At 55.4% G+C, this 22331-nt stretch carries 18 protein-coding genes and 1 pseudogene; 13 read left to right on the top strand and 6 right to left on the bottom strand.

Annotation, left to right across the window (positions count from 1 at the left end):
- Window positions 1-2 precede the first annotated feature (2 nt).
- Complete coding sequence (locus AO242_RS20550; RefSeq protein WP_099270173.1) at window positions 3-3620, top strand: DEAD/DEAH box helicase; 3618 nt, start codon at window positions 3-5, stop codon at window positions 3618-3620.
- 674 nt (window positions 3621-4294) lie between these two features.
- Here the strand turns inward: AO242_RS20550 and AO242_RS20545 are convergent.
- Window positions 4295-5695, bottom strand: a complete 1401-nt coding sequence (locus tag AO242_RS20545) for a hypothetical protein (protein WP_176560674.1) — start codon at window positions 5693-5695, stop codon at window positions 4295-4297.
- A 23-nt stretch (window positions 5696-5718) separates the two neighbouring features.
- Here AO242_RS20545 and AO242_RS20540 point away from each other — a divergent pair, with 23 nt between their 5' ends.
- The 4 genes from AO242_RS20540 to AO242_RS20525 all read left to right on the top strand — a co-directional run bounded on the left by AO242_RS20540 (window position 5719) and on the right by AO242_RS20525 (window position 8737).
- Window positions 5719-6111, top strand: a complete 393-nt coding sequence (locus AO242_RS20540; protein WP_218927849.1) for a hypothetical protein — start codon at window positions 5719-5721, stop codon at window positions 6109-6111.
- A 17-nt stretch (window positions 6112-6128) separates the two neighbouring features.
- Complete coding sequence (locus tag AO242_RS20535) at window positions 6129-6332, top strand: hypothetical protein (protein WP_099270170.1); 204 nt, start codon at window positions 6129-6131, stop codon at window positions 6330-6332.
- 387 nt (window positions 6333-6719) lie between these two features.
- Window positions 6720-7712, top strand: a complete 993-nt coding sequence (locus AO242_RS20530) for a DUF2157 domain-containing protein (RefSeq protein ID WP_099270169.1) — start codon at window positions 6720-6722, stop codon at window positions 7710-7712.
- Window positions 7709-8737, top strand: a complete 1029-nt coding sequence (locus tag AO242_RS20525) for a DUF2157 domain-containing protein (protein ID WP_099270168.1) — start codon at window positions 7709-7711, stop codon at window positions 8735-8737. Before AO242_RS20530 ends, AO242_RS20525 begins: the two co-directional genes overlap by 4 nt.
- A 59-nt stretch (window positions 8738-8796) precedes the next feature.
- Here the strand turns inward: AO242_RS20525 and AO242_RS20520 are convergent, their stop codons facing one another.
- Complete coding sequence (locus AO242_RS20520) at window positions 8797-9867, bottom strand: class I SAM-dependent methyltransferase (RefSeq protein ID WP_099270336.1); 1071 nt, start codon at window positions 9865-9867, stop codon at window positions 8797-8799.
- 290 nt (window positions 9868-10157) lie between these two features.
- Here AO242_RS20520 and AO242_RS20515 point away from each other — a divergent pair, with 290 nt between their 5' ends.
- The gene (locus tag AO242_RS20515; RefSeq protein ID WP_099270167.1) at window positions 10158-10595 is read left to right on the top strand and encodes a DUF3592 domain-containing protein; all 438 of its coding nucleotides are present in this window, start codon (window positions 10158-10160) and stop codon (window positions 10593-10595) included.
- A gap of 9 nt (window positions 10596-10604) precedes the next feature.
- Window positions 10605-11183 (top strand): hypothetical protein, encoded by a 579-nt coding sequence (locus tag AO242_RS20510; RefSeq protein ID WP_231665554.1) that lies wholly within the window; start codon window positions 10605-10607, stop codon window positions 11181-11183.
- Between the two features lie 108 nt (window positions 11184-11291).
- Here the strand turns inward: AO242_RS20510 and AO242_RS30260 are convergent, their stop codons facing one another.
- The 3 genes and pseudogenes from AO242_RS30260 to AO242_RS20500 all read right to left on the bottom strand — a co-directional run bounded on the left by AO242_RS30260 (window position 11292) and on the right by AO242_RS20500 (window position 13484).
- Window positions 11292-12155, bottom strand: a complete 864-nt coding sequence (locus AO242_RS30260) for a methyl-accepting chemotaxis protein (protein WP_373562243.1) — start codon at window positions 12153-12155, stop codon at window positions 11292-11294.
- A pseudogene (locus AO242_RS30255) lies at window positions 12150-12920 on the bottom strand (MCP four helix bundle domain-containing protein); the annotation flags it as partial. The pseudogene AO242_RS30255 and the gene AO242_RS30260, both read right to left, overlap by 6 nt.
- Before the next feature lie 222 nt (window positions 12921-13142).
- Window positions 13143-13484 carry a hypothetical protein gene (locus tag AO242_RS20500; protein ID WP_099270164.1) on the bottom strand — a complete coding sequence of 114 codons (342 nt, stop codon included), beginning with the start codon at window positions 13482-13484 and terminating at the stop codon, window positions 13143-13145.
- A 404-nt stretch (window positions 13485-13888) separates the two neighbouring features.
- Between AO242_RS20500 and AO242_RS20495 the strand changes: the two genes are divergently transcribed.
- The gene (locus tag AO242_RS20495; RefSeq protein ID WP_099270163.1) at window positions 13889-14908 is read left to right on the top strand and encodes an AraC family transcriptional regulator; all 1020 of its coding nucleotides are present in this window, start codon (window positions 13889-13891) and stop codon (window positions 14906-14908) included.
- 45 nt (window positions 14909-14953) lie between these two features.
- Here the strand turns inward: AO242_RS20495 and AO242_RS20490 are convergent, their stop codons facing one another.
- Window positions 14954-15619 carry a GntR family transcriptional regulator gene (locus AO242_RS20490; protein ID WP_099270162.1) on the bottom strand — a complete coding sequence of 222 codons (666 nt, stop codon included), beginning with the start codon at window positions 15617-15619 and terminating at the stop codon, window positions 14954-14956.
- 254 nt (window positions 15620-15873) lie between these two features.
- Here AO242_RS20490 and AO242_RS20485 point away from each other — a divergent pair, with 254 nt between their 5' ends.
- From AO242_RS20485 to AO242_RS20465, 5 genes are read left to right on the top strand one after another with little or no spacing between them, the layout of a single operon-like run.
- Complete coding sequence (locus AO242_RS20485; protein WP_099270161.1) at window positions 15874-17106, top strand: NRAMP family divalent metal transporter; 1233 nt, start codon at window positions 15874-15876, stop codon at window positions 17104-17106.
- Between the two features lie 30 nt (window positions 17107-17136).
- A complete protein-coding gene (locus AO242_RS20480; RefSeq protein ID WP_099270160.1) occupies window positions 17137-17895 on the top strand; it encodes a LamB/YcsF family protein in 759 nt (252 codons plus the stop codon).
- Window positions 17896-17902: 7 nt separating this feature from the next.
- Window positions 17903-18697 carry a putative hydro-lyase gene (locus tag AO242_RS20475; protein ID WP_099270159.1) on the top strand — a complete coding sequence of 265 codons (795 nt, stop codon included), beginning with the start codon at window positions 17903-17905 and terminating at the stop codon, window positions 18695-18697.
- Window positions 18698-18706: 9 nt separating this feature from the next.
- The gene (locus AO242_RS20470; protein WP_099270158.1) at window positions 18707-20311 is read left to right on the top strand and encodes a 5-oxoprolinase/urea amidolyase family protein; all 1605 of its coding nucleotides are present in this window, start codon (window positions 18707-18709) and stop codon (window positions 20309-20311) included.
- On the top strand, window positions 20308-22044 hold the full coding sequence (locus tag AO242_RS20465) for an ATP-binding protein (RefSeq protein WP_099270157.1): 1737 nt from the start codon (window positions 20308-20310) through the stop codon (window positions 22042-22044). Before AO242_RS20470 ends, AO242_RS20465 begins: the two co-directional genes overlap by 4 nt.
- The last annotated feature ends 287 nt before the right edge of the window (window positions 22045-22331 follow it).

Genomic DNA, 22331 nt, shown 5'->3' with positions numbered 1-22331 from the left:
GCGTGGCGGAGTTTGATGAGCAACGACTGGATCTTGCAGAGCAAGTGCGCTTAGGGTTAGCCAACGAAAACCGTCTTCTGCCCGAGCACGCACGAGCATTCGTTCGCGGTTTGCAGATGACATGGCGAGTTCCTCCGATAGCATGGCACGAGGGAGAGACAGAGAAGCTCGTGCAGGACGCACATAGGTTGATACAGGCCGCGGAAGTCTGCCTCGATCTGGAGGGGCCCAATTCGGTATCTGCCAAAGACTGTTTCCGTAGAGCAGCTGAATTGTTGGAGTGGCTAACCCGCATGCAGGAGGAACCCTCCAGCTTTGCTCCCGTTGGATTGCTGGCTGCTGCTGCATTTCAGCTCGGTGGCCTCCCAGCGATGGCTACAGCACTTTTGGGGCAGCTGGAGATTACCGACAACGGCACTCGGCTGTTGTCGAAATTCCTAAGTGGAGACTTCAATGGGGTCGTGGAGGAAATTCTAGCTTTCTGGGGGAGTTATCCGGAGCTAACGAAGCGGGATTCTTCCACCCAATTGTTAGCATCCAGCGAAGCTGGCGGCTTGGAGTGGTATTTCGTCGTAGAGTTGGTGCGCAGTATTGGTGTCATAGCATCCTCGTTGATGTGCGGCGAAAATGAGCGTATGCAGCAAGGCCTTCGAAAGCTCAAGGCGCTCGATAAGATGGCCACCAGAACATATGGGGATGAACTCTCCATGCTCATTTCACTATTGACAGTTGTTGCTGAAGGCTATGGTTCCACCAGCATCTACGGCCCGATTTTGCAGCTGGTTGAGATCAAACCAGAGCGTGAGGCGCGCTTACGCAGATTTGCGCGCGATCAATTTGGGCGGGGGCGTGGCATCCTTTGGCCATCGCAGCTTCGTGGATTGGAGCGCTTGCTAAAGTCTTCCTCGTTTGCGCTCTGCACGCCGACAGGCTCGGGGAAGACGTTGGTGGCCAACCTCGCACTCATCAAAGAATTGATGCTTGCCCCAAGCGAAAAATCCGGGCCGCTTGCCCTTTATCTTGTGCCCTCAAGGGCATTAGCCGGAGAGGTTGAGGCCAAGCTTCTCAGTGAGTTAGGTAGCGATCTTGTCGTCACGGGCCTCTACGGCGGTTCGGATTGGGGGATCACGGACTACTGGTTGAATGCTGAGAAGCCGACGGTGCTCATCGCCACGGTCGAGAAGGCCGATGCCCTGATGCGCTATGTTGGACCTCTGATAGTGGCTCGTTTGCAGCTTTTGATTATCGATGAAGCACACCAGGTCGTAGTCGCGGATCGCGATAGAGCAGAGGTGGATTTCGCGGAACACAGCAGTCGGACGCTGCGTCTGGAGAATTTTGTGTCGCGATTGTTGGCCCGAGCCCCACATATCGCTCGCGTGGCTCTGACTGCCGTTGCCGGGGGTGCTGCAACACCCGTCGCCTGTTGGGTAGAGGGAGGGAGTCAAGCCGAGCCCATCGGTGCAAGTTACAGGAGTACCCGGCAACTCATCGGCACTTTGACAGCAACCCCAGATGAGCCGGGCCAGATGCGAATCGATTTGCTTAATGGGGCTGGTCTCCACGTTCGAGGCCGAGCGAGGCCAGTTTACATTCCCCTACGTATTCTGCCGATGCCGAAACCACCAGCAGCGATACGTAACAGTCTCGCTCGCTATAACCAAATCCACGTTTTGTGGACTGCGCTTCATCTGGTTGATGGGGACCGTCGAGTCTTGATCTCCATCGCTCAGCAACCTGAACAGACAATGAAGTGGTTTAAGGACGCGCTCGATTTACCTCAATGGAGCGATGCTTCTAAGTTCACTCCCCCCAATGAACCTGCAGACCAAGCTTTGTTCGAAAAAGCTCGAGCAAGCTGCATAGACTACTGCGGCAAAAACTCCTATGAGGTCGCGTTGCTTGATCGTGGAATTGCTACCAGTCATGGCCAGATGCCTCAGCGACTTCGGCGACTGATGACCTCTCTTATCGATCGAAGGATTTGTCCGATTACGGTGGCCACAGCAACCCTCACAGAAGGGGTTAATCTGCCATTCGATCTGATTCTGGTCCCGTCGATAACACGTCAGTTCTACGACGCCGTCAGTGAGAAATCGAAAGTTACTCCCTTCTCCGCTGCAGAATTCCGCAACTTGGCCGGGCGCGCCGGTCGGCCAGGAAATGCACAAGGCCCGGAAGGAATTACGCTCGTTGCGATACCGACTCAACCCTCCACGACCGCTCCCAGACAGATTGCCTCACAGACCAAACAGTTAGGCCAACTGCGTACGCACTATAGCGGTCTATTGAGCTCGCTTCGTGAGGACAAGCTTGAGGGCGGCAAGGTGCTGAGCCCTCTTTCGCTTTTGCTAGAAGCAATCCGGGAAAAAGCAAGGACGCTGTTCAATGTCGATGGCGAGCAGTTCCTGAGTTGGCTCGAGGAAACGGCGCCTGATGAGATCAGTGCAAAGGCTGGGTTGGTTGAGGTGGATGATGAGTCCAGGCTAGCTGATAGTTTGGACGAGCTTGATGGTGTGTTGCTGACGGCTATTGAGGAGCTCTCCCTTACTGGAGAACAGGCGGATTCAGCGGCCAAGGTCGAGGCTTTACTTCGAAAGGTGTGGCAGTTTACGTTCAGCAAGGTCGTGAATGCTGAAGAGGCTTGGCTGGAACGAGCTTTCGTGCGGCGTGGGCAGGGCGTTGTCGGAACGCTTTACAATGATAGAGATGAAAGACGGCGTCTGTATCAATACGGCTTCACTCCATATGTGGGCCGTAGGTTTGAACGTATTGTGCCCAAGATTCGAAGTGTCTTGGAAGACTCGCAGGACTACGGCCTTGCTAATCAGAAGCAGCGACTTGAAGTTTTTAAACGCTTGGGATTATTGATTTCTAACGATCCAGGGTTTGGGTTCAGAGCGCGTGCCAGTGTGACGGATCAGGAGCTCCAGGAAAATTGGGAACCTCTGCTTGCCTGGTGGATGAGCCTCCCTGGCGCGAAAGTGCCGTCTGCTCAGGATCTAAGATCTTGGCAACGGTTTGTATCGGAGAATTTGGAGTTTCGACTAGGCGTCGCCATAGGAGCAGTTGTGGCGCAAGCCTGGACGGAAGGTGCCAATGATCCAACCTCCGTCCCATCTCTAGAGGCTTGGAGGCAGACCACAGGGCTACCGTGGTTCGGTTTTTGGGCCAGAGAGATGCTGCGATGGGGTACGCTCGATCCATTCGTTGCTTTTGCACTTGCTCAGGGACTAGCTGGTACGCGTGATGAGGCAAAGGTTCTTAGAGAGAGTTTTGAAAGCTGGATGGACTTGAGCTATATGGAAATCGAGACAGAGGACTGGATCGATCCCCAATATTTTGTTGAATGGCAGCGTACCCTTCATGAAGACACTGAGATATCTCCCAGTTTACAGCAAATAAAAACCCGACTGACTGGGACAGACGGTGCTAGAGGAAAATACAGAGTTTTGCCATTGATGAGCCGTCGCGGAGTGCGATGGCTAGATGCATCAGGGTTCGAATTGGCTAGAAGCGAGATGATTGAGGAAATGGGTGACATCTCCTATCGAGACGATTTCGAGCTACGAATATCTCAAGGTAAGAGCTTCGTTCGTCGAATTTTCCGCAGTTCCTAGCGCACCAATATTTAGCAGCTAGCCCATCTGTGCTGAATCGTGAAAATTGTCGAGTAAACGTAATGAGTGATAGAAGTGTGTTGGCACCGATTTGGAATTAATCTAGTTGCCGAGGGGCCACTGACCCAGCCTGATTCTTCCCGACCATTGCCTGTGCTGGATTTATGCCGATCTGGAGGTGGGTTAGTCTGGCGTCGGCACATGGGTCAATTCGGCATCAGCGTCAACATCTTTATCTACCTGAAAGGACACATTGTATTGGCAGTGACATCTAACTGACCCAGTGGCCTATATCAGGCTGACCCAGTACCAACTGGTAAATATCTAGCGCTGATAGTGGTTTGCCCGATAGGAGCCTGGGTCAGTGAGATTTCGATAACTGGGCCAGTCCTGTACTGGCGACAACAACGACAGAGCTGAAGTGACCTGAAAGCCGCGTCATTACTGGCTGCGACAGACTTAATTAGCTAGAGCTTGCTCGCCTAGGCTGTTTGCAACGCAGCATCACTAAGTATCAGGACTTTTCGTACATAGCCTAGGACTGGTTTTGACTTATGCGATAGTTTTGCGATTTTTTCTAGGAGGCTGGGGGCCGCGAGATACGGTCCTAGCTGTCGCAGGAGCTGGTGAGGTCAGTCGTCCCGGCCCCAGCCAGGTTCATTGGCTTACCATATTCAAATATCTAGTATCGTCGGGATAGCTGCGATTTTTCTTCGTGCTGCCGTCCTAGACTTGGGAACTGTTTCGGCATCATACAAAAATCCATGTTGTTTCAATATGTCCAGGGTGGTCTCGACAGCGTCATTGACAGAGTCTATTTTTCGTTTTGTGCCAGGTGGGATTTCATCTTTCCAGAAAGTAAAAATATGATCACATAATAAGCCGGCCAGAAGCCCAAGGATGCTCCCTTTATTTTTTATCATAATACGTTTATAGGGCTCATCCCAAGCAGAAAAAAAATTGCTCGCTTCATCTGATTTAGATCTGTCGTCAATGTCATCAAGCTTGTCTAATATGCGCGCCCTAATTTTTTGTTTGAACTGATTTACCAGCGCTATAGTTTTGTCGGGGGACGTACCGAAAGGGATGCACAACGCTAGCGAAGCTCTCTCGCGAAAGCCGGAAATACGAACATCTGTATGATCTGTGTTGAATATGTAATTACGTGAGTCGGGAAGTGAGGAAGTTTTTGCTTTCAAGAATTTTTGTACAGTTTTAAGTTGATCAAAATTTATATTTTTCGGTTCCTTCGAGCCCAGTTGCTCCGGGTTGAACTTGCTGTCGATAAGAGATTTCTGAAGGTTTGCTTCTTTGTAAAGAATTAAAACTTTTAAGCATGTTATTTCGATGTTTGCTAATAAGCCCCATTCATAATTCTTGTCAATTTTTATATCAAGCTGTTTGGCGTCGGTTTCAAGCTCTTCTATCAAGCGCCTGCAGCGCAGCATGCGCTGGAAGTGTTCGAAGTCTCGCTCAGATTTTTTCACATAGATATCAATTTTCTTTAAAAGTTCAGAGGGGTCGTCTAGCGTACCATACGTGTCAGCATGATTGACATGGTATATGTGTCGAGCAACAATGTTGGCAAGCATTGCGTAATTAATAGGTAAGTCGTGTTTTTGTGCCAAGAAACGGGCATATCTTCGCATGCTAGATTCGATTTGCCAGAATTCGCATTTTTCCTCAGATATCTCAACTATTTCGTATGCGAGATTATTAAGCTTTACGAAAATGTCCAAAAGCAAGTCGCGACGCTGTGCATATAATTTTGAAAGTTTTATGTCTGACGGATATGTAGCAGTCCAGTAAATTCTATCTTTATAAATTGGGGTGGTTGTTTTATTTCTGTTTCTAGCCTGAAGACCATCCATCACATCGTAGTAGGATCTGCTCTTGAGCTCGTCGCTCAGATTAATAGGCCAATGCTCGATTGCCTCGGTGACTCGCTTCGCCAGGTGACGAAGCTTGCTCATGTCATCGTTCTGCCTGCTTTGCCAGGAATTCGCATACACGTAGAGGAGTGCCGCATCGAAGTAGTCGATGACTTCATTCTGTTGTGTGGTGTTTTTGGCCATCACTTTCCTTAGGTATGGGCAGATTGGTGGTGACCAATCATGCCTTGGCCGCTGATGTGTTTGGTAGAAAAATCGTTGTCAGTCGGTTAGTGACCCGGCTGGCCTGGATTCAGGTCTACCACTCAAATGAGGTGATCTACATGCTAACAAACATCGTGAAATCCGCTTCCGGTACTGCTGGGGAGCTGATGGAGAACCGAGCGTACGACAAGATGCTCAGGACCTACGGAGAGGGCGTCACACGAACCCTGTTGGAGACGGAGCTGGTCGAAGCAGGCGAGACCTGGGAATCCTTTCAGACCTACCGCCGGGTGAAGACGAAGATCCAAAACGACCAGATCAGTATCGCACGGGTCTCCAATCAAGCAACGGCTCTGACCCGCAGTGCCCTTGGCGACATGATCACCAACAGCTAAAGCCAGGAGAGACTCTTATGTCTGAATCAATCGACTTCTATGCCCCTGTCTACCTTCCAGATGGCCGGGTTCTTTACGGAGCAGCTGCTGCCAATTGGCGAATAGCACAGGCAGGTGGTTTCAACGTCTTTTCGGCACAGCTGGTACAAATGGGGTTGGTAATGGGGTATCAGAAAGCAGTTTTTGATTTCCAACACCACCGCTCCAATCTGCCGAAATAAGATGTTGCTCACCCGAGGTAGATCGTGATGCAAGTGGGCCGAATTTGCATGTTCTCAGCCGCAAATTCGGTCCTTTGAGGTGATCAGATGTCAGAGGCAGACTGCGTAGATCGCCAGCTACACGTAAAGTAGCGTTTTTGCTGGCTGCGACAGATTTAATTCTGTAGCGCATGAGGCCGTATGAGCGTTTGGGGCTGCTGCGACAGTTTTGCGCTTTCTCCCAACGAGTCTGAAGGCACCGAAAATCGGGAGCTCGATGCGACAGCTTTAATTCTCTAAAATTACGTGTGTCGAAGTCCTTGGCCCGGCCCTGGATGATCAGGGTAAACACCAGCCTATGCCCCAACACCCCACATCATCCAAACAATGGAGCGGTACCTGAACCCCATGAGAAAAACCACTCAGCAGTTAATGGTTCAGGACATTGCCGACTGGCAGCACCGAGGCTTGATTGACCAGCAAACCCAAGAGCGGCTGAGCGCGCCTTATCGGCGTCCCAACCAGTTGTTATCCACAGTGCTGCAATGGCTGGGCATCGGCGCGGTGTTGTTGATTGGTATGGCGATTCTGGGGGGCGTGAGTTATCTCAGCGAGTCGATCGCCCTCGGTGTTGTGCTGTTTTTTATCGCCGGTGTGACATTGTGGTGGGTCGGGGTACGCCTGGCGCGTGATCCAGCCGGGCGTATGCCGGTGGCTGGTGTTGCCATTTTGACCATCGGCCTGATGCTGATCGGGGGCAGCCTGTTACTCAGTGGAGTTGGCTCCGACGGGGGCGGGTATGATCGCATCCCTCTGGCACTGCTGGTCACCGCCTTGCTGAGTGTGGCAACGGCCTATCGTTATCACCTGCGCTGGCCATTGTTTCTGGGGCTGCTGTGCGCCTTTCACGGCTTTGGCTCTTGGGAAAGTTATGCGGGTAGCGGGTCATATGTGTTCGATATTCAGGACCCGCGAGCCATGGCAGTAGTTGCCGGATTGGCAGCGCTTCTGGGTCTTTGGCACCAGCAGGCTGAAGAGAAGGTGTTGCGCCACTTCAGCGGTTTCGGGCGCTTGTATGTGATTTTCGGACTGCTCTACTTCAACTGCTCGCTGTGGTTCCTCAGCCTTGAAAACTACAGCTATTCCCAATCGGGGCTCTCGATACTGCTATTCACCGCAGGGGCCATCAGCCAGTTGGTGATCGGTGCTCGTTTCAAACACCCTAGCTTCACCGGGTTTGGTGTGGTGTTTCTGGGTATCAACCTCTACACACGCTTTTACGAACACGCCTGGGACCGCCTGAGTGTCGCGGCTTTTTTCGCGGCGGCCGGTGTTGTGGGTATTTTGCTGGGCTGGTTGTTTGAGCGCGCGGCGCTTCGTGCAAAGGAGGATCGGTCATGAGCCAGGATCGTCGCAATCGACAGGTCCGTGATGCCCTTGATCAATGGCTACGCGAGGGGCAGATCGATCCCGTCGCCCACAGCCGCATCGGTGAGCTGTATCCCTTGACCCGATGGGACTGGCGCTCACTCGGGCGCTGGTTTCTGACGTTCGGTGCCATCAGCCTGGCGGCCGGTCTGGTGTTATTTCTGCGTGAGCACCTGACGTTCACCCTGCCCAAATTGGCGATTAGCTTGTCAGTGCTGACCTTGGGTCTGTTCATCGTCGGGCGCTGGTTGCCCGGTAAAGGCTTGAGGATGCTTGGCAGCAGCGCCGAACTGCTGGGCGGCTTTGCCCTGATCGGCGTGAGTTTTGTGGTGGGGATGATCTATTCGGACGGCTCCGGCAACTGGCCGGCGCTGCTCCTGATCGACCTCCTGATCCTGCTGGTGCTCAGCTATGCCTTGGGCAATGTGTTACTGCTGACGTTGTGCAGTGTGTTGTTTTTTGTCTGGTTTGGGGGCCGAAGTGGATATGTGTCCGGCTGGGGCGCCTACTGGTTTGGCATGAACTATCCGCTGCGGTTTCTCGGTGCTGCGGCGGTGCTTGTGGCTGCGGGGGCTTTGCATCTGCGCTGTGAGGCCGGTCTGCTTGCTCGCTACAACGGCTTTGCCAAGGTATGGATTTCCTGCGGCCTGTTTGTCGGCGAAATGTCCTTGTGGCTGTTGTCCCTGTTTGGCAGTTACGACTTGATCGACGGCCCGTGGCAGTTTGCCGAGGATGGTGAGCTGCTGATGTTCAACGTGCTGTGGGCGCTGGTTAGCCTCGGCGTATTAACGGTGGGACTGCGCCAGCGATTCGGCATGTTGGTGGGGTATGGCTCAACGTTTTTGATCATCCAGCTGTACACCCTGTTCTTTACCCAACTGGCCGAAAGCCTGGGTTGGCTGCTCAGCTTGCTGATCGCCGGCGGTAGTTTGCTGTTCCTGGTGATCTGGCTGGAGTCGCAGCGCCAGAAGCGTCGCGGGGTGATTTCAGAAGCCTGAGCCTGACCCAGACACCAAGGTTGGACGTATTACGGGGTGAACTCAGCGCCGATAGAAAATCAAACGAATGTCGCGGCGTCCACCGCGTGATAGACGTAGCGCTCATCAGTCATGCGTTTGATTTCTTCAAGATAATTGGAGTTCATCACGAATAGATGGGCCCCGTCAGGCAGTGCCAGCATGGCCTGCTCCGGCGATGAGACCCTGAGCCCGCTGAGGGGCAAGTAGCGGCCCTGCTTGGCGGGATTTATATCGATGACCTGATCCACTTCGACTCCGGCGCGCTGCAGGAACAGCGAATAGATCACGCCTTTGGAGGCTGCACCCCAGATGCCGACCGGCTTATCGGGGGATGCCTGGATAATACTCAGTGCTCGTTTGATGCTGAGCATGAAATCTGCTGGCATCTGTACCTCTGGCGCTGCTGGCAACGGTTTGCTGCGCAAGCTCCCTAAGTCAGCAACCACGTACAGGTATTGCCCGCCGAACAGATGCCCGGCTTCATGCACTGTGCTGAACAGGCGGTGGAAATCTTCGAGCCGGAAGTAGTTCACGTGCTCATAAAACACGTCGAACCAGGCCTTGTGCTCAAGAATCCAATCCATACAAGGCACTTCGATGTAGATCAAACCGCCGTCGTTGGCCTCGGCGATGGACTGCAGAAAAGTCATGGGGTCGGGAATATGTTCAAGCACGTGACGCAGGATGACGGCATCGGCAGCCAATCCAGCCTCACGGGTGAAAGGTGCCTTGACCACATACGGGCTTTGGCCCTCGTAAGCGGGGTCAATGCCAACAATGTCGAAACCGTGGTCACGCAGTTGCTCAAGGAAATATCCCTTGCCGCAGCCGACTTCGATCAGACTCATGTTACCCATATGCTTGCTGATGATCTGCTCGGCCGCGTCCAGGTGTGCCTTGAAGTATCCCGAGTGGGCTTGCTCGTTTTGATAGCCGCTGTCATAGCAGAGCTTTTGCGGGTCAAAGGCGTGGTTATAGATCAGGCCCGTGTCCATATCCTGGACCAGGATAAGATCTGCACTGACCGACGACCGCGCAGCATCAGCATCGGCAAAGGTACGGTTCTGCAACACTGGCAGCGCGCTGCTCCGATACAACTCCTTGTGCATGTTCAATTCCCAACAAAGGTTGGAGACGTCGCGCGCGATTCCATCGCTGTTGCACTGGCGGACTTCTCGGGTCGGCATATATGCACCGTTAGCTGCATCTTATGCCACAACACAAAATGACTGACAGTCTCAAGCGGACTTTCTTTTTGTCTGCAACACGACAACCATTCTTCTTCAGTGGCGCCCGTTGAGCCGGGCAGCGCCAGGCGCATTTCTTCCCTGTCCAATTGACAGACTCCCGCCGGATCATTGTAATAACCGGCGTTTACGGACTGTGCAAGGGACCTGCGATGACCAAGACGTCATCTTCCGGGCGGGGCGATCTGCTCCGTGCGCTGATTTTTATTCCGCTGGGCCTGTGTCTCTTGTGCCTCACTGTGTGGCTGGTCGAAGATCGACTTGGCTTTCTGGCCCAGGCACAACGTGCGCAAGGGCATGTCAGCGCCCTGAACTCCGGCGGCAGTCACCCACAAATTGATTTCACCGATGCTACGGGCAAGGCCTTCAGCTACCCCGAGAGCGGGTTTATATTCGGCTACGCGGTGGGCGACTCGGTGACGGTGTTCTACAACGCGGAAGCGCCCTCCAGTACCGCGATCATTGAAGACCAGGGCGCGCTTTGGGGCGCGAGCCTGTTCTCGGGTCTGTTGGCTATCGTATTCATCGCAGGGGGCGGCTACCACGCAGCTGCATGGCTTCGTCGGCGCCGCATGACGCGGCCCATATAGGATATTCAAATGCAAATCCCGTTACCTGTGACTGTAAGTGACTGGCGCTACAAGACTGCCAGCGGCGGTGGATTGACCGTAGTGTTCGCGGCCGCCGCTGGCGGCGCACTGACCCTGACCGACCCCAAGGGGGTCGACCAGCAGTTTCGCTATGGCTCGGTTGGGGTCGGCCTGGGCGTCGGCGCGCGCCTGCCGCGGTTCGGCAAGGTCAACTTGCACGTGCGGGGCAAGAGCGTCGGTGCAGCGGGAGCAAGCGAAGATTTTCCGGCGTTCGGTCAGGTGCTGGTTGCAGACTCGATCGCTGCCCGCGGTCTGCTCCGTGAGGACTTCCTGGGGCCTTGCGTGTTCATTGAAGCGGGCGTGGGTCTGGTCGGTGGGGCCAGCGGCTCTGCCATGCTGTTCGGTCTGGACCCCGGGCTGCTGGCCATGGTCGCCGCCAAGATGACGCCGATGGGCAGCATTCTCCTGCCTCACGACAGCACGGTGCGCCTGCTGCGCTCGGCCAAAGGCGTGATCACCGCCGCTGGCCTTAACGTGGGGCTGCAGGCTGGAGGTGGCGCGACGATTTCTCTGGGTGGGCTGTTCTGATCATCAGCCTCCGGGCGCGCCATTTTCAGTTTGAACGGGGTGTCGGGATTCGGGGCAGTGGCTCAGAAAGTTTTAGCCTCTCATCATCTTTCTGAGCCGCTTGAGCCATCAAAACCTGAATTGCGCCACCAGCGTATTGAAAGAGGTGGCGAGGCGCGACAGCTCCTGACTGGAAGCGCTGGTCTGGTTGGCGCCGGCCGAAGACTGGGTTGAAAGATCCTGGATATTAAGCAGGTTGCGATCAACCTCACGCGCCACTTGAGCCTGTTCCTCTGAGGCAGAAGCAATGACCATATTTCGCTCATTGATCTGCGCGACGCCGCTGGTGATTTTCTCAAGGGCCGTACCGGCGCTCTCAGCCAGCTTCTGGGTTCCATTCGCCATGGCCAGACTTTTACTCATGGCTTCTACCGCGCCATCGGCCCCTGATTGAACGGTTCCAATCATGCCTTCAATCTCAACAGTCGATGCCTGGGTGCGATGCGCCAGCGCCCTGACTTCATCGGCTACCACCGCGAACCCGCGGCCTTGTTCGCCCGCTCGTGCGGCTTCGATTGCAGCGTTGAGGGCCAGCAGATTGGTCTGGTCGGCGATGCTTCGAATGACCTCAAGCACCTTGCTGATATCCCTGACGTTGGTCGCCAACTCGGATACAGAGTCAGTGGATTTGGTGATTTCCCTGACCATCGTGCCAATACCCTTGACGGTATCGTTTACTTGCTCGCGACCATCAACCGCGTCTTGTGCTGCGGTTTTTGAGACCTCTGAGGTGGACACTGCGTTGCGTGCAACTTCTTCCACCGCTGCGGTCATCTGATTCACGGCGGTTGCCGCTTGCTGAATCTCACTGTCCTGGCGTATCAGGCTGCGGGTGCTTTCTTCTGTTACCGCACTCAACTCTTCGGCGGCTGACGCGAGTTGATCGGAAGCGCTGGCGATCTCACGAATAGTGGTTCTCAAGCTGCCTTGCATCAGGCTGATTGCCTTGAGAAGCTGCCCGGCTTCATCGGTACGGTCCGTGGAAATCGTCTCAGTCAAATCCCCCTTGGCGATGCGCTGTGCACTGTTTACCGCTTGCGCCAGTGGGCGAGTGATCATGCGGATAATCATGACGCCCAGGATAATTGCCACCAGGAATGCAATGATAATTCCGCTGGACAGCAACAGCGTGGAAGTGGATTTGAGTTCCTTCGCTGCCTCAGAGCCTTCTTTGACTTGTCGTTTATTCGAGTCAATCATGACCTGAAGAAATTTTCGGGCACTGTTAAAGTCGCCTTCAGATAACTGGTTTAGCTGAGTGCGTGCCTCTACCAATTTACCTTGTTGCTGCAGATCAAATATTTTCTGAGTATCGGAGATATAGGACGGCATGACTTTGTCGTACTGATCCCCTGCAGCTTTCTCATCGTCCTGCAACGAAGTATCGCGATACACCGCATAAACTTTTTGCGCTCGTTCCAGTTCCGCCGAAATGCTGGAACGCATTTTCTCTGCTGTCGCGCTGTCTTTGGCATCCAGCAGTCTATAGAGGCCACGATTGTGGGTGGTCAGCGCCGACATCGTCTCGTTAGTATTGGCTACGGAGAGCAAGTTGTTTGAAAAGGTAGACTCCAAGGCATCGGATAACTTGCTCACCGCACTCATGCCGAGCCCTCCCACCGCCAAGGTGATAACAGCACATGCACCAAAGGCAATCGCCAATTTTCCGGAAAAGTTGGCGTGTTTTAAAAAATTCATAAATGTCCTATAAGAGGGGAGGCCGGTACGCCAGCGTTTTGTCGAGGTTAAAAAACAATGAGTGTCGAGAAAACTTATGCGTTGCCCAATGGAAGTGCAAAAACGGGCCTATATTCGGTTGCGGTGAATAAGTGCCCTAATATGGTGCCAGCCTTGATCGCTGGATCAGTGCCGCATTACAAGATAATAGGCTTCTCAAACGAAAGGCTCGAGCAGGTGCCGTCATTTTACCAAGTGTAGATGTCGACGCGGCTTGGCGTTCGTTATGTTGTGAGCATTCAAGGCACGTAGCTGGACATTTAATCCTTCTGTGGCGGACAGAAGTGCTGTGAGAGCATCCAGTACGTCAAGCTGTTGTACGATATCCAAACCTTCAGCTCGCTCACTGATCTCGTCCAGCAGATATAGAATGTTGCTCGTCAGATCCTCGCCCAACATAAGCCCGCCCCCGCTTCTCAAGAAAATGCTTGTCCTGCCGCGCCATTCGTAATGTATATAGTCCCGCCGCTCAAAAAATGCGCCAGGACAGTTAAAAAATATCGCGTCAGGTTTTTTGAGAAGCACTGAGATGTTTACCTTTTTAAAAGAAAAACTTACAGCGCTTGAACGGTGAGGATAAGAATTTCCCCTCTGAGGATAAGAAAACAAAGGCGTGATGCTTTATATGATCAGGTGCCTGATGTCATGCGATCCTTAATAGTACCGTCGGTGTGCACAGGGTCGAAACGGTGGAGGAGTGTCATATTGATATCGTCATGAAATGATATTGCCAATGTCGTGACGGAGTTTTATTCGGGAGAATCTCATGGTCTGGCATTCTCAGTATGAAAGGCTCTAGAATCGCCGGTGGCCGGGCATGCGATGCAGAGGTCGCCACCCGCGAGGCGATAAAGGCGTTACTGGCCAGCCACAGGTAATAATGGATTATGGAAAATACGCAGGAAAAACCCATTCGACGATGAGCAGTTATGCAGTTTATTTCCTCTTCTTTGGCTCAAGCATTTGCTGAAGCCGTCTTTGCCTCAATCAACGACAGTGAAAGTGCACGGGAGCGTCCAGATCTTCAACTGTCAGGTATTGATCTCGAAGGACGACAGGTTCCAGTAAAAGAGTTAAGCAAGTTATTTATGCTGGCGCAAAAGATGGGTGCCAGTGATGACATCGGACTTCTCGCTTACGACAACGCGCATCCAGGCAATCTGGATTTTCTGGGATACGCGATTATGTCGAGTTCGACAATAAGCGATGCCTTAAAATATATCGTGGATTTCCACTCTGTCGTGAGTTCGGGTTTTTGCATGTACCTGGACAGGCAGGGCAGTACCCTCAAGCTCATAGGCTTTGCGGAAAACTCCAGAGAGCCGGAGTTGCCGAGACCATTCATTGATGCGGCGGCGTCCATTACCCTTGGACTGCTTCACTGGTTGGCGCCCCGTAAAAAAATCATGCCTTTATGTGCCGAGTTTACTTACGACGAGCCCAGCGATACTACGCAACTCAAAAAGCTGTTCGGGCCGAATTTGAAATTCAGGTCCGAGGTGAACGCGCTCACCTTCAAGCGTGAGGATGGCGACTTGCCGATAGCCACCGGCAATGTGCTGCTTCAGGCTATCCATAATGATTATCTGGCGATGCAGCAGAACACGATCAACATCGACAATGTGAGCGCGCGCACCAAGAGCACAGTGCTTCAACACCTGAGCCAGAATCGCCCCGTGACCATCGAAGATATCGCGCACACCATGCAGTTGACGCCTTATCAACTCACCAAGGCGCTGGAACCGGAAGGGCAAAATGTCAAGAAGCTGGTAGATCAAGTCAAGATGCAGCAGAGCCATCAACTGCTGACCACCAGTATTTTGTCGCTTAAACAAATTAGCTACCGGGTCGCGTTTAAAAATCAGAGTGCGTTTAATAAAGCCTGTGAGCGATGGTTCGGAATGTCTCCTGGCCGGTATCGGGCCAGCAAGAGTCAGGACGAGGAGTGACCCTGGTTTACTCAGCCTTTGATTTAAAGCTGTAAGTCTATCTACCTACCGGCTCATCGTCCGTTCATAAGCCGCCAGCACCACTCGTTCCGACTGATCCAGATATGCCCCGAGCATGGTAGACGCCTCGTCTGCACGGCCTTCTTCAAGGCATCGCAGAATCGAGGCGTTCATGTCGAGAAACGGCAGGTGCAACAGCTGCGGGTTATTGAGCAGCCCGAAAGCCAGTCTCAATTCAGCCGAGATCTGTCCGTAGAACACCACCAGACGAGGGCTGTCTGCCAGTTCGATGATGGCCCGGTGGAACATCATGTTGGCGGTGCCGACTGCTTTCCAGTCTTTGGCTTCCCGGGCCTGTATACCGGCCTCGACCGCTTCGCGCATGTGCAGTGTTCCGGGATGCTGTGGATAACCTTGCGCGATGGCTTTGCACTCGATGAAGCGCCGCACACGGTAGATATCGATGATGGATGCCATATCGGGCTCCGCAACCGTTACTCCACGGTTGGGTTCGTGCTTGAGCAGTCCTTCACGGGTCAGCACTCTGAAGGCTTCTCTCAGGGTGTTGCGTGAGATGTTCAGGCTTTCTGCCAGCGCAGCCTCGGAGAGACGTTGACCGGGGATTAACTCGCCCTCGACCAGCATTCTTCGGACTTCTTGAGTAATGGACTCTCCCAGGGTGCGGTTGGGAAGAGCAGGCGCATCTTTCATAAGGGTTCCATGATGATAAAAGCCCCGCCGATATTCCATGAGACCTGACGGTGTGGCAAGGAAGAAGCTCGTTACGCGCTTCATTAAGTAGCATTCATGAGTGATCGCGTAACGAAGTGGTGCATATCGTCCACTCATTAATGATGGATTGTTCAACAATATTTCGTTGTTAAACCTACACTTAAGCGGCATTTGTTGAGTGTTGGCACACACATTGCTCTGTTGGCAACATCTCTCACTGTAGGAATGATGCCGTGACACAGACCACGCTAGAGTTCACAAAGACGCGGCGGGCGTCGTTAGTCGCCGCGATCTTCATGATGGCAACCTCCGCTATCGGGCCCGGGTTCATCACCCAGACCGCTACCTTCACGGCAAAAATGGGTGCCGCATTTGCGTTCGGTATCCTCGCGTCGATCCTGATCGACTTCGTCGTACAGCTTAATATCTGGCGAATAGTCACCCTGACTCGCATGCGCGCCGCTGAGCTGGCCAATAAGGCGATTCCTGGCAGTGGTTATCTGCTGGCGGTACTGGTGATCTTCGGTGGCCTGGTGTTCAACGTCGGTAATATCGCGGGTGCCGGGCTGGGTCTGAATGCGCTGCTCGGCCTTGATGCCAAGTGGGGCGGTGGCTTGAGCGCACTGCTGGCCATCGGAATATTTTCCTCCCATCGCGCCGGCCTTGCCGTTGATCGCATGATTGTCTGGCTAGGCGTGATAATGATTGGTCTGACGGTGTTCGTTGCGTTCGCCTCTAACCCTCCGCTGGGTGAAGCGCTATACCAGACCGTACTCCCTGATCAGATCAATTTCGCCACGATCACAACCATTGTCGGCGGCACTGTCGGTGGTTACATCACCTATGCTGGGGCACACCGCCTGCTGGACCGGGGCACAACCGGCGAAGAAAACCTTGAGGCGGTTACGAGAGCAGCCTTGAGTGGCATCCTGGTCACAGGTCTCATGCGTTACGTGCTGTTTCTGGCCATCCTCGGTGTGGTTGCCAGTGGTGTGGTCATCGACACTTCGGGTCAAGGTGCCAACCCGGCAGCCCAAGCCTTTCAGGCTGCGGCTGGCCAGTTCGGCCTGCGTGCATTTGGATTGATACTCTGGGCCGCAGCAATCACCAGCGTAATCGGTGCCGCTTACACTTCCATCTCCTTTATCTCGGTATTCAAGCCGGACATCACTGAACAGGGTCGTAACCGCGCCACGACGGTATTCATTGCCGTATCGCTGCTGGTCTACGTGCTGATGGGTACTGCACCAGCCGCACTTCTGCTGTTCGCGGGCGGTTTCAACGGCCTGATTCTGCCAATTGGACTGAGCCTCTTTATCTACGTGGGCTGGCGCCGGTCGGACATGATGGGCGGCTACCATTACCCGCGCTGGCTGCTGCTACTCGGTGCCCTGACCTGCCTGCTGACCTGGTACATGGCGATCAAGTCCATCGGGCCGGTCTTCGCCTTCCTCAATGTGGTCTGATTCCGATATCAGAGGCCAAGGAGTCAAGAAATGCCAAGCATAGATATTAACAGCGACCTTGGAGAGAGCTTCGGTGCCTGGAGCATGGGCGACGACGCGGCGATCCTTGAAGTGGTCACCAGCGCCAACGTGGCCTGCGGATTTCACGCGGGTGACCCGGCTGGAATACTGCGCACCCTAGAGGCGGCTGCCGCTCGTGGGGTTGCGGTCGGGGCTCATGTGGCCTACCCGGACCTTGTCGGGTTCGGGCGGCGCAACATGGACGTGCCTGCCGAGCAACTGACTGCCGATGTGATTTATCAGATCGGCGCGCTTCAAGGCCTGGCCCGAAGCGCCGGTACCCAAGTGAGCTATGTGAAACCCCACGGCGCGCTCTACAACACCATTGCAGGTGATGCGAAGCAGGCGGCGGCAGTCATTCAGGCGATCCTGCGCATTGATCCGACGCTGAAACTGGTCTGTCTGGCCAACTCCAGCCTGCTGGGATGGGCCAGCGATGCCGGTCTTTCCTGTGTGTCTGAAGCGTTCGCGGATCGTGCCTATACGAGCGCAGGTACGCTGGTATCCCGCTCGAAGGCCGGTGCGGTATTGCATGATCCCGAGCTAATCGCCAAGCGCATGCTGCGCCTGGTGCATGACGGCGTCATCGAAACCGAGAACGGAGAGCTGATTCACCTTGAGGCTGATTCGATCTGTGTGCATGGCGACAGTCCTGACGCTGTAGGCATCGCGCGCGCCCTGAGAAAGCATCTGCTTGAGGCAGATATCACCATTCGTGCATTCACCTGAGGCTGACATGAACTCGATAAAAGAAGCCCGTGAAGCCGCCGTTGCCGCCCGTGCCCTTTACCGCGAAGGGACGGTTTCACCCACTGCCGGGCACGCGCCGGGGATGACGCAAGCCAACATGATTTCGTTACCCCGGGAATGGGCGTATGACTTCCTGCTGTTCGCCCAGCGCAACCCGCAGGCCTGCCCGATCCTCGACGTGACCGAACCGGGTAGCCACAGCACCTTTCTGGCCGATCAGGCCGACTTGCGCACCGACCTGCCGTTGTACCGGGTCTGGCGCGACGGGCAACTGGCTGAAGAGGTGACTGATGTCCGTGATATCTGGGCGCAACACACCGATCTGGTGACCTTCCTCATCGGCTGCAGCTTCACGTTCGAAACCGATCTGTTGAATGCGGGCATCGACATCAGGCACATCAGCGAGCACTGCAACGTGCCGATGTATCGCACCAATCGTATCTGCCGACCCGCTGGCCGTTTGCAAGGCGAGATGGTGGTTTCGATGCGGCCCATCGCCGCCGACCGCGTTGCCGATGCCGTGAAAATCACTGCGCGCTATCCCGGCGTGCACGGTGCGCCCGTGCATGTCGGCGAACCTGGCTTGCTGGGTATCAAGGATATTTCCCGTCCGGATTTCGGAGACGCAGTGACCATCAAACCCGGCGAGATTCCAGTGTTCTGGGCCTGCGGTGTGACGCCTCAGGCCGTGGTCATGGCTTCTCGGGTGCCTTTTGCCGTGTCCCATGCGCCGGGCCATATGTTCATCACTGATGTCCCTGACGGCCATTACCACGTATAGGAGTTGATCATGCGTTTCTACCCGGCCAGCCTGGACGCGCTTCTGGTTGAATTGGAGAACCTGGACGAGACCCTCGCCCTGTTCGACTCCTTGCAGCAGGAGCCCATTTTTGGTGTACAGGAGCTCGTTCCGGCAGCCCGGACAGTGCTTGTGCATTTTCGTCCGAGCGCGATCAGCAGTCAGGCGTTGGCGGCGCAAATTGCTGTGCGCGACGTCCATGGCAAAGTTCGCGAGGCTGGCAAGCTGATCGACATCGCAGTGCATTACAACGGCGAGGATCTGGATGACGTCGCCCGCGAGCTTGGCATCAGCACCGAAGAAGTGATTCAGCGACATACCGGCAGCGATTACAAAGTGGCCTTCTGTGGTTTCGCCCCAGGTTTTGCTTACCTGAGTGGCGGCGCTGAATTCGTGGTGCCGCGCCGCAGCACGCCGCGAACCCGTATTCCGGCTGGAGCGGTTGCGCTTGCAGGTGGCTTCAGCGGTATTTATCCACAGGCCAGCCCTGGCGGCTGGCAGATCATTGGTGTCACTGAAGCCAAGATGTGGGACCTGGAACGTGACGAACCGGCACTGCTTCAGCCCGGCTATCGCGTCCGCTTTCACGACGCCGGTCCTTTGGTGAGCAAGACCGTTTCTGTGGCGGCACCGAACCGTGTGCAGACGTCGCCGCTGACTGGGGATTATCTGGAAGTCGTTTCGCCGGGGCTGCAGACCTTGCTTCAGGATCTCGGACGTCCCGGGCGTGCGGGGCAGGGCGTATCGGCTTCCGGGGCGATGGACCGCGGCGCATTGCGTGCGGCCAACCGGGCAGTGGGTAACGATCCGGCCAGTGCTTGCCTTGAAGTGCTGATGGGCGGCCTGACGTTTACCTGCCATGGTCAGGCCGTGGCGGCGGTTACAGGCGCAACGGCAGCGCTGGAAGTACGTACTGCCGAAGGTCGTCTGCTGCGCCCGGCGCTCTACGTGCCATTTATGTTGCAGGACGGTGATCAGGTCAGCATCGGTTCGCTATCTGCCGGACTGCGCAACTACGTGGCGGTTCGCGGTGGCTTTGCCCGCGAGCCCGTGCTGGGCAGTCTGTCCACCGACACCCTTGCGCATGTGGGACCCGCCCCGTTGGCCGCAGGTGAGTGCCTGGCAATTCAGCAACGATCAGGCGGGGAAGCGGTGTCGGTGAGTGAGCAACAGGCATTCGAGATGCCGAGCGCTGATCAGATCATTACCCTGGACGTGGTCATGGGCCCGCGCAGTGACTGGTTCACTGCCGACGCTCAAGCCTTGCTAGGCCAACAGACCTGGCGCGTGACGCCGCAATCGAACCGAATTGGTATTCGATTGGCGGGCGATACCGCACTGGAACGGACCATCACCGGCGAGCTGCCCAGCGAGGGCACCACCGTCGGCGCGATTCAGGTCCCGCCGAGTGGCCAGCCGGTGCTGTTTCTGGCGGACCATCCGCTGACGGGCGGCTACCCGGTCATCGCCGTTGTTGCGCCTTATCACCTGGACCTTGCCGGTCAGATTCCGGTCAATTCCCGCATTCGCTTCAACCCGCTGGGTGCTTTCGAGCCCGTGTGCCCGGCTCTTTCAGACGAGACTGATAACTCATGAAAAAGGTTCTGATTGCCAACCGTGGCGAAATTGCTGTCCGCATCGTACGCGCCTGCCGTGACTACGGGGTCGCCTCAGTGGCGGTGTATGCCGATGCCGATATCGACGCATTGCACGTGCGCCAGGCTGATGAGGCCTATGCGTTGCACGGTGAGCGAGGTGCCGATACCTACCTGAACATCGAGAAGCTGCTGGCCGTCGCTGCACGGGCCGGCGCTGACGCGGTTCACCCGGGGTATGGCTTTCTTTCGGAGCGGGCGGATTTTGCCCGCGCCGTGATTGATGCCGGTCTGACCTGGATCGGTCCTGATCCGAGCACCATCGACGCATTGGGTGACAAGGTGCAAGCGCGGCGTATTGCCCTGAAAGTCGGTGCACCTTTGGTGGCGGGGACTGAAGGTCCGGTGAAGGATGCCAGCGAAGTGGTCGCGTTTGCCGAGCAGTACGGGCTGCCGATTGCGATCAAGGCAGCGTTTGGCGGCGGCGGGCGCGGTCTGAAGGTGGCGTGGAAGCTGGAAGAAGTCAGCGAGTTGTATGAGTCGGCGGTGCGTGAGGCGGTTACTGCATTCGGGCGTGGTGAATGCTTCCTGGAGCGCTTTCTGGACCGACCTCGGCACATCGAAGCGCAGATCATCGCGGATCGCCACGGTCGAGTCGTCGTAGTCGGCACGCGTGATTGCTCGCTGCAACGGCGCAATCAGAAGCTCATTGAAGAGGCGCCTGCACCTTATCTCGATGACGCCCTTCGCCAGCGTATCCATGACTCGGCGCGCAATATCTGCGCTGAGGCCGGTTATGTCGGTGCCGGGACTGTGGAGTTCCTGCTCAGCGCCGATGGCACGTTGTCGTTCCTTGAGGTGAATACCCGTCTGCAGGTCGAGCATCCGGTCACCGAAGAAACCAGCGGTATCGACCTGGTGATCGAGCAACTGCGGGTGGCTGATGGCTTGCCGCTGTCCTTCGAAGGCACGCCAATACCTCGCGGTCACAGCTTCGAATTTCGTATCAACGCTGAAGATGCCGGTAATGGTTTCCTGCCGACACCGGGCACCATCGAGCTGTTCCAGCCGCCGTCGGGTCCGGGTGTTCGCCTTGAGACCGGTGTCGAGCAAGGCTCGCGGGTGTCGCCTAACTTCGACTCGATGATTGCCAAGCTGATCGTCACCGGCGCGACCCGCGAACAGGCTATTCGTCGTGCGCGCCGTGCCCTGGCCGAGTTTCGTGTGGAAGGCGTAGCCACCGTGTTGCCTTTCCATCAAGCCGTGATGGCGCATGACGATTTTACGGCGCCCGATACGTTCGCCGTTCACACGCGCTGGATCGAGACTGACTTTGCTGAACACGTCACGATTGCGCCGCGCAGTGCTGCGTCGGCCGATCCAGGGGTGCTGCGCACATTTGTCGAAATCGACGGCAAGCGCCACGAACTGGGCCTGCCCGCTGCGCTTTTGCGTGGGGTCAGCATGAACTCCGCAGAGCCTGCTCCTGAAGCGGTGGCTGTGGAAAAAGCCGACCCGGAGGCAGTCGTGACGCCGGTTGCGGGCAACCTGCACAGCTGGGTCGTCGAAGATGGCGAGTCGGTAGAGGCGGGGCAGGTCGTTGCGGTGATAGAAGCGATGAAAATGGAAACGTCGATTCTCGCGCCATGCGCCGGTCGGTTGCAGATCGGTGAGCAGCCGGGTGGTTATTTTGAGGCGAAGTTCAAGATCGGACGTATCAATACGGCGGTTTGACGTGGGGCGGGCTTTAGCCGGGAGGACGGTATTTCGGCGGAGAAGATGTGTTGGAGGTCCGGACATTCTCACGGCTTAATCCGCTTTCATCTTTTTCTGTAGGCGCTTACGAGCACCGCGAAGCAGCGATGGCGGTCTGTCTGATACAACGCTATCGCGGCCTCGCGGTGCTCGTGCGCTCCTACAGGTCCTGTGTTTGCTTCGCGACAGCGCTGTGTCAGTGCACTGAGCAATCTCCTGCCAGCCAGGGCTTATTGGCGTGATCCCGATGGTTTATATTGACCACC

Source organism: Pseudomonas sp. ICMP 561 (assembly GCF_002699985.1).
Lineage (GTDB): Bacteria > Pseudomonadota > Gammaproteobacteria > Pseudomonadales > Pseudomonadaceae > Aquipseudomonas > Aquipseudomonas quasicaspiana.
The sequence above is the reverse complement of the archived record's forward strand: the minus strand, read 5'-3'. Positions and strand labels throughout refer to the sequence as shown.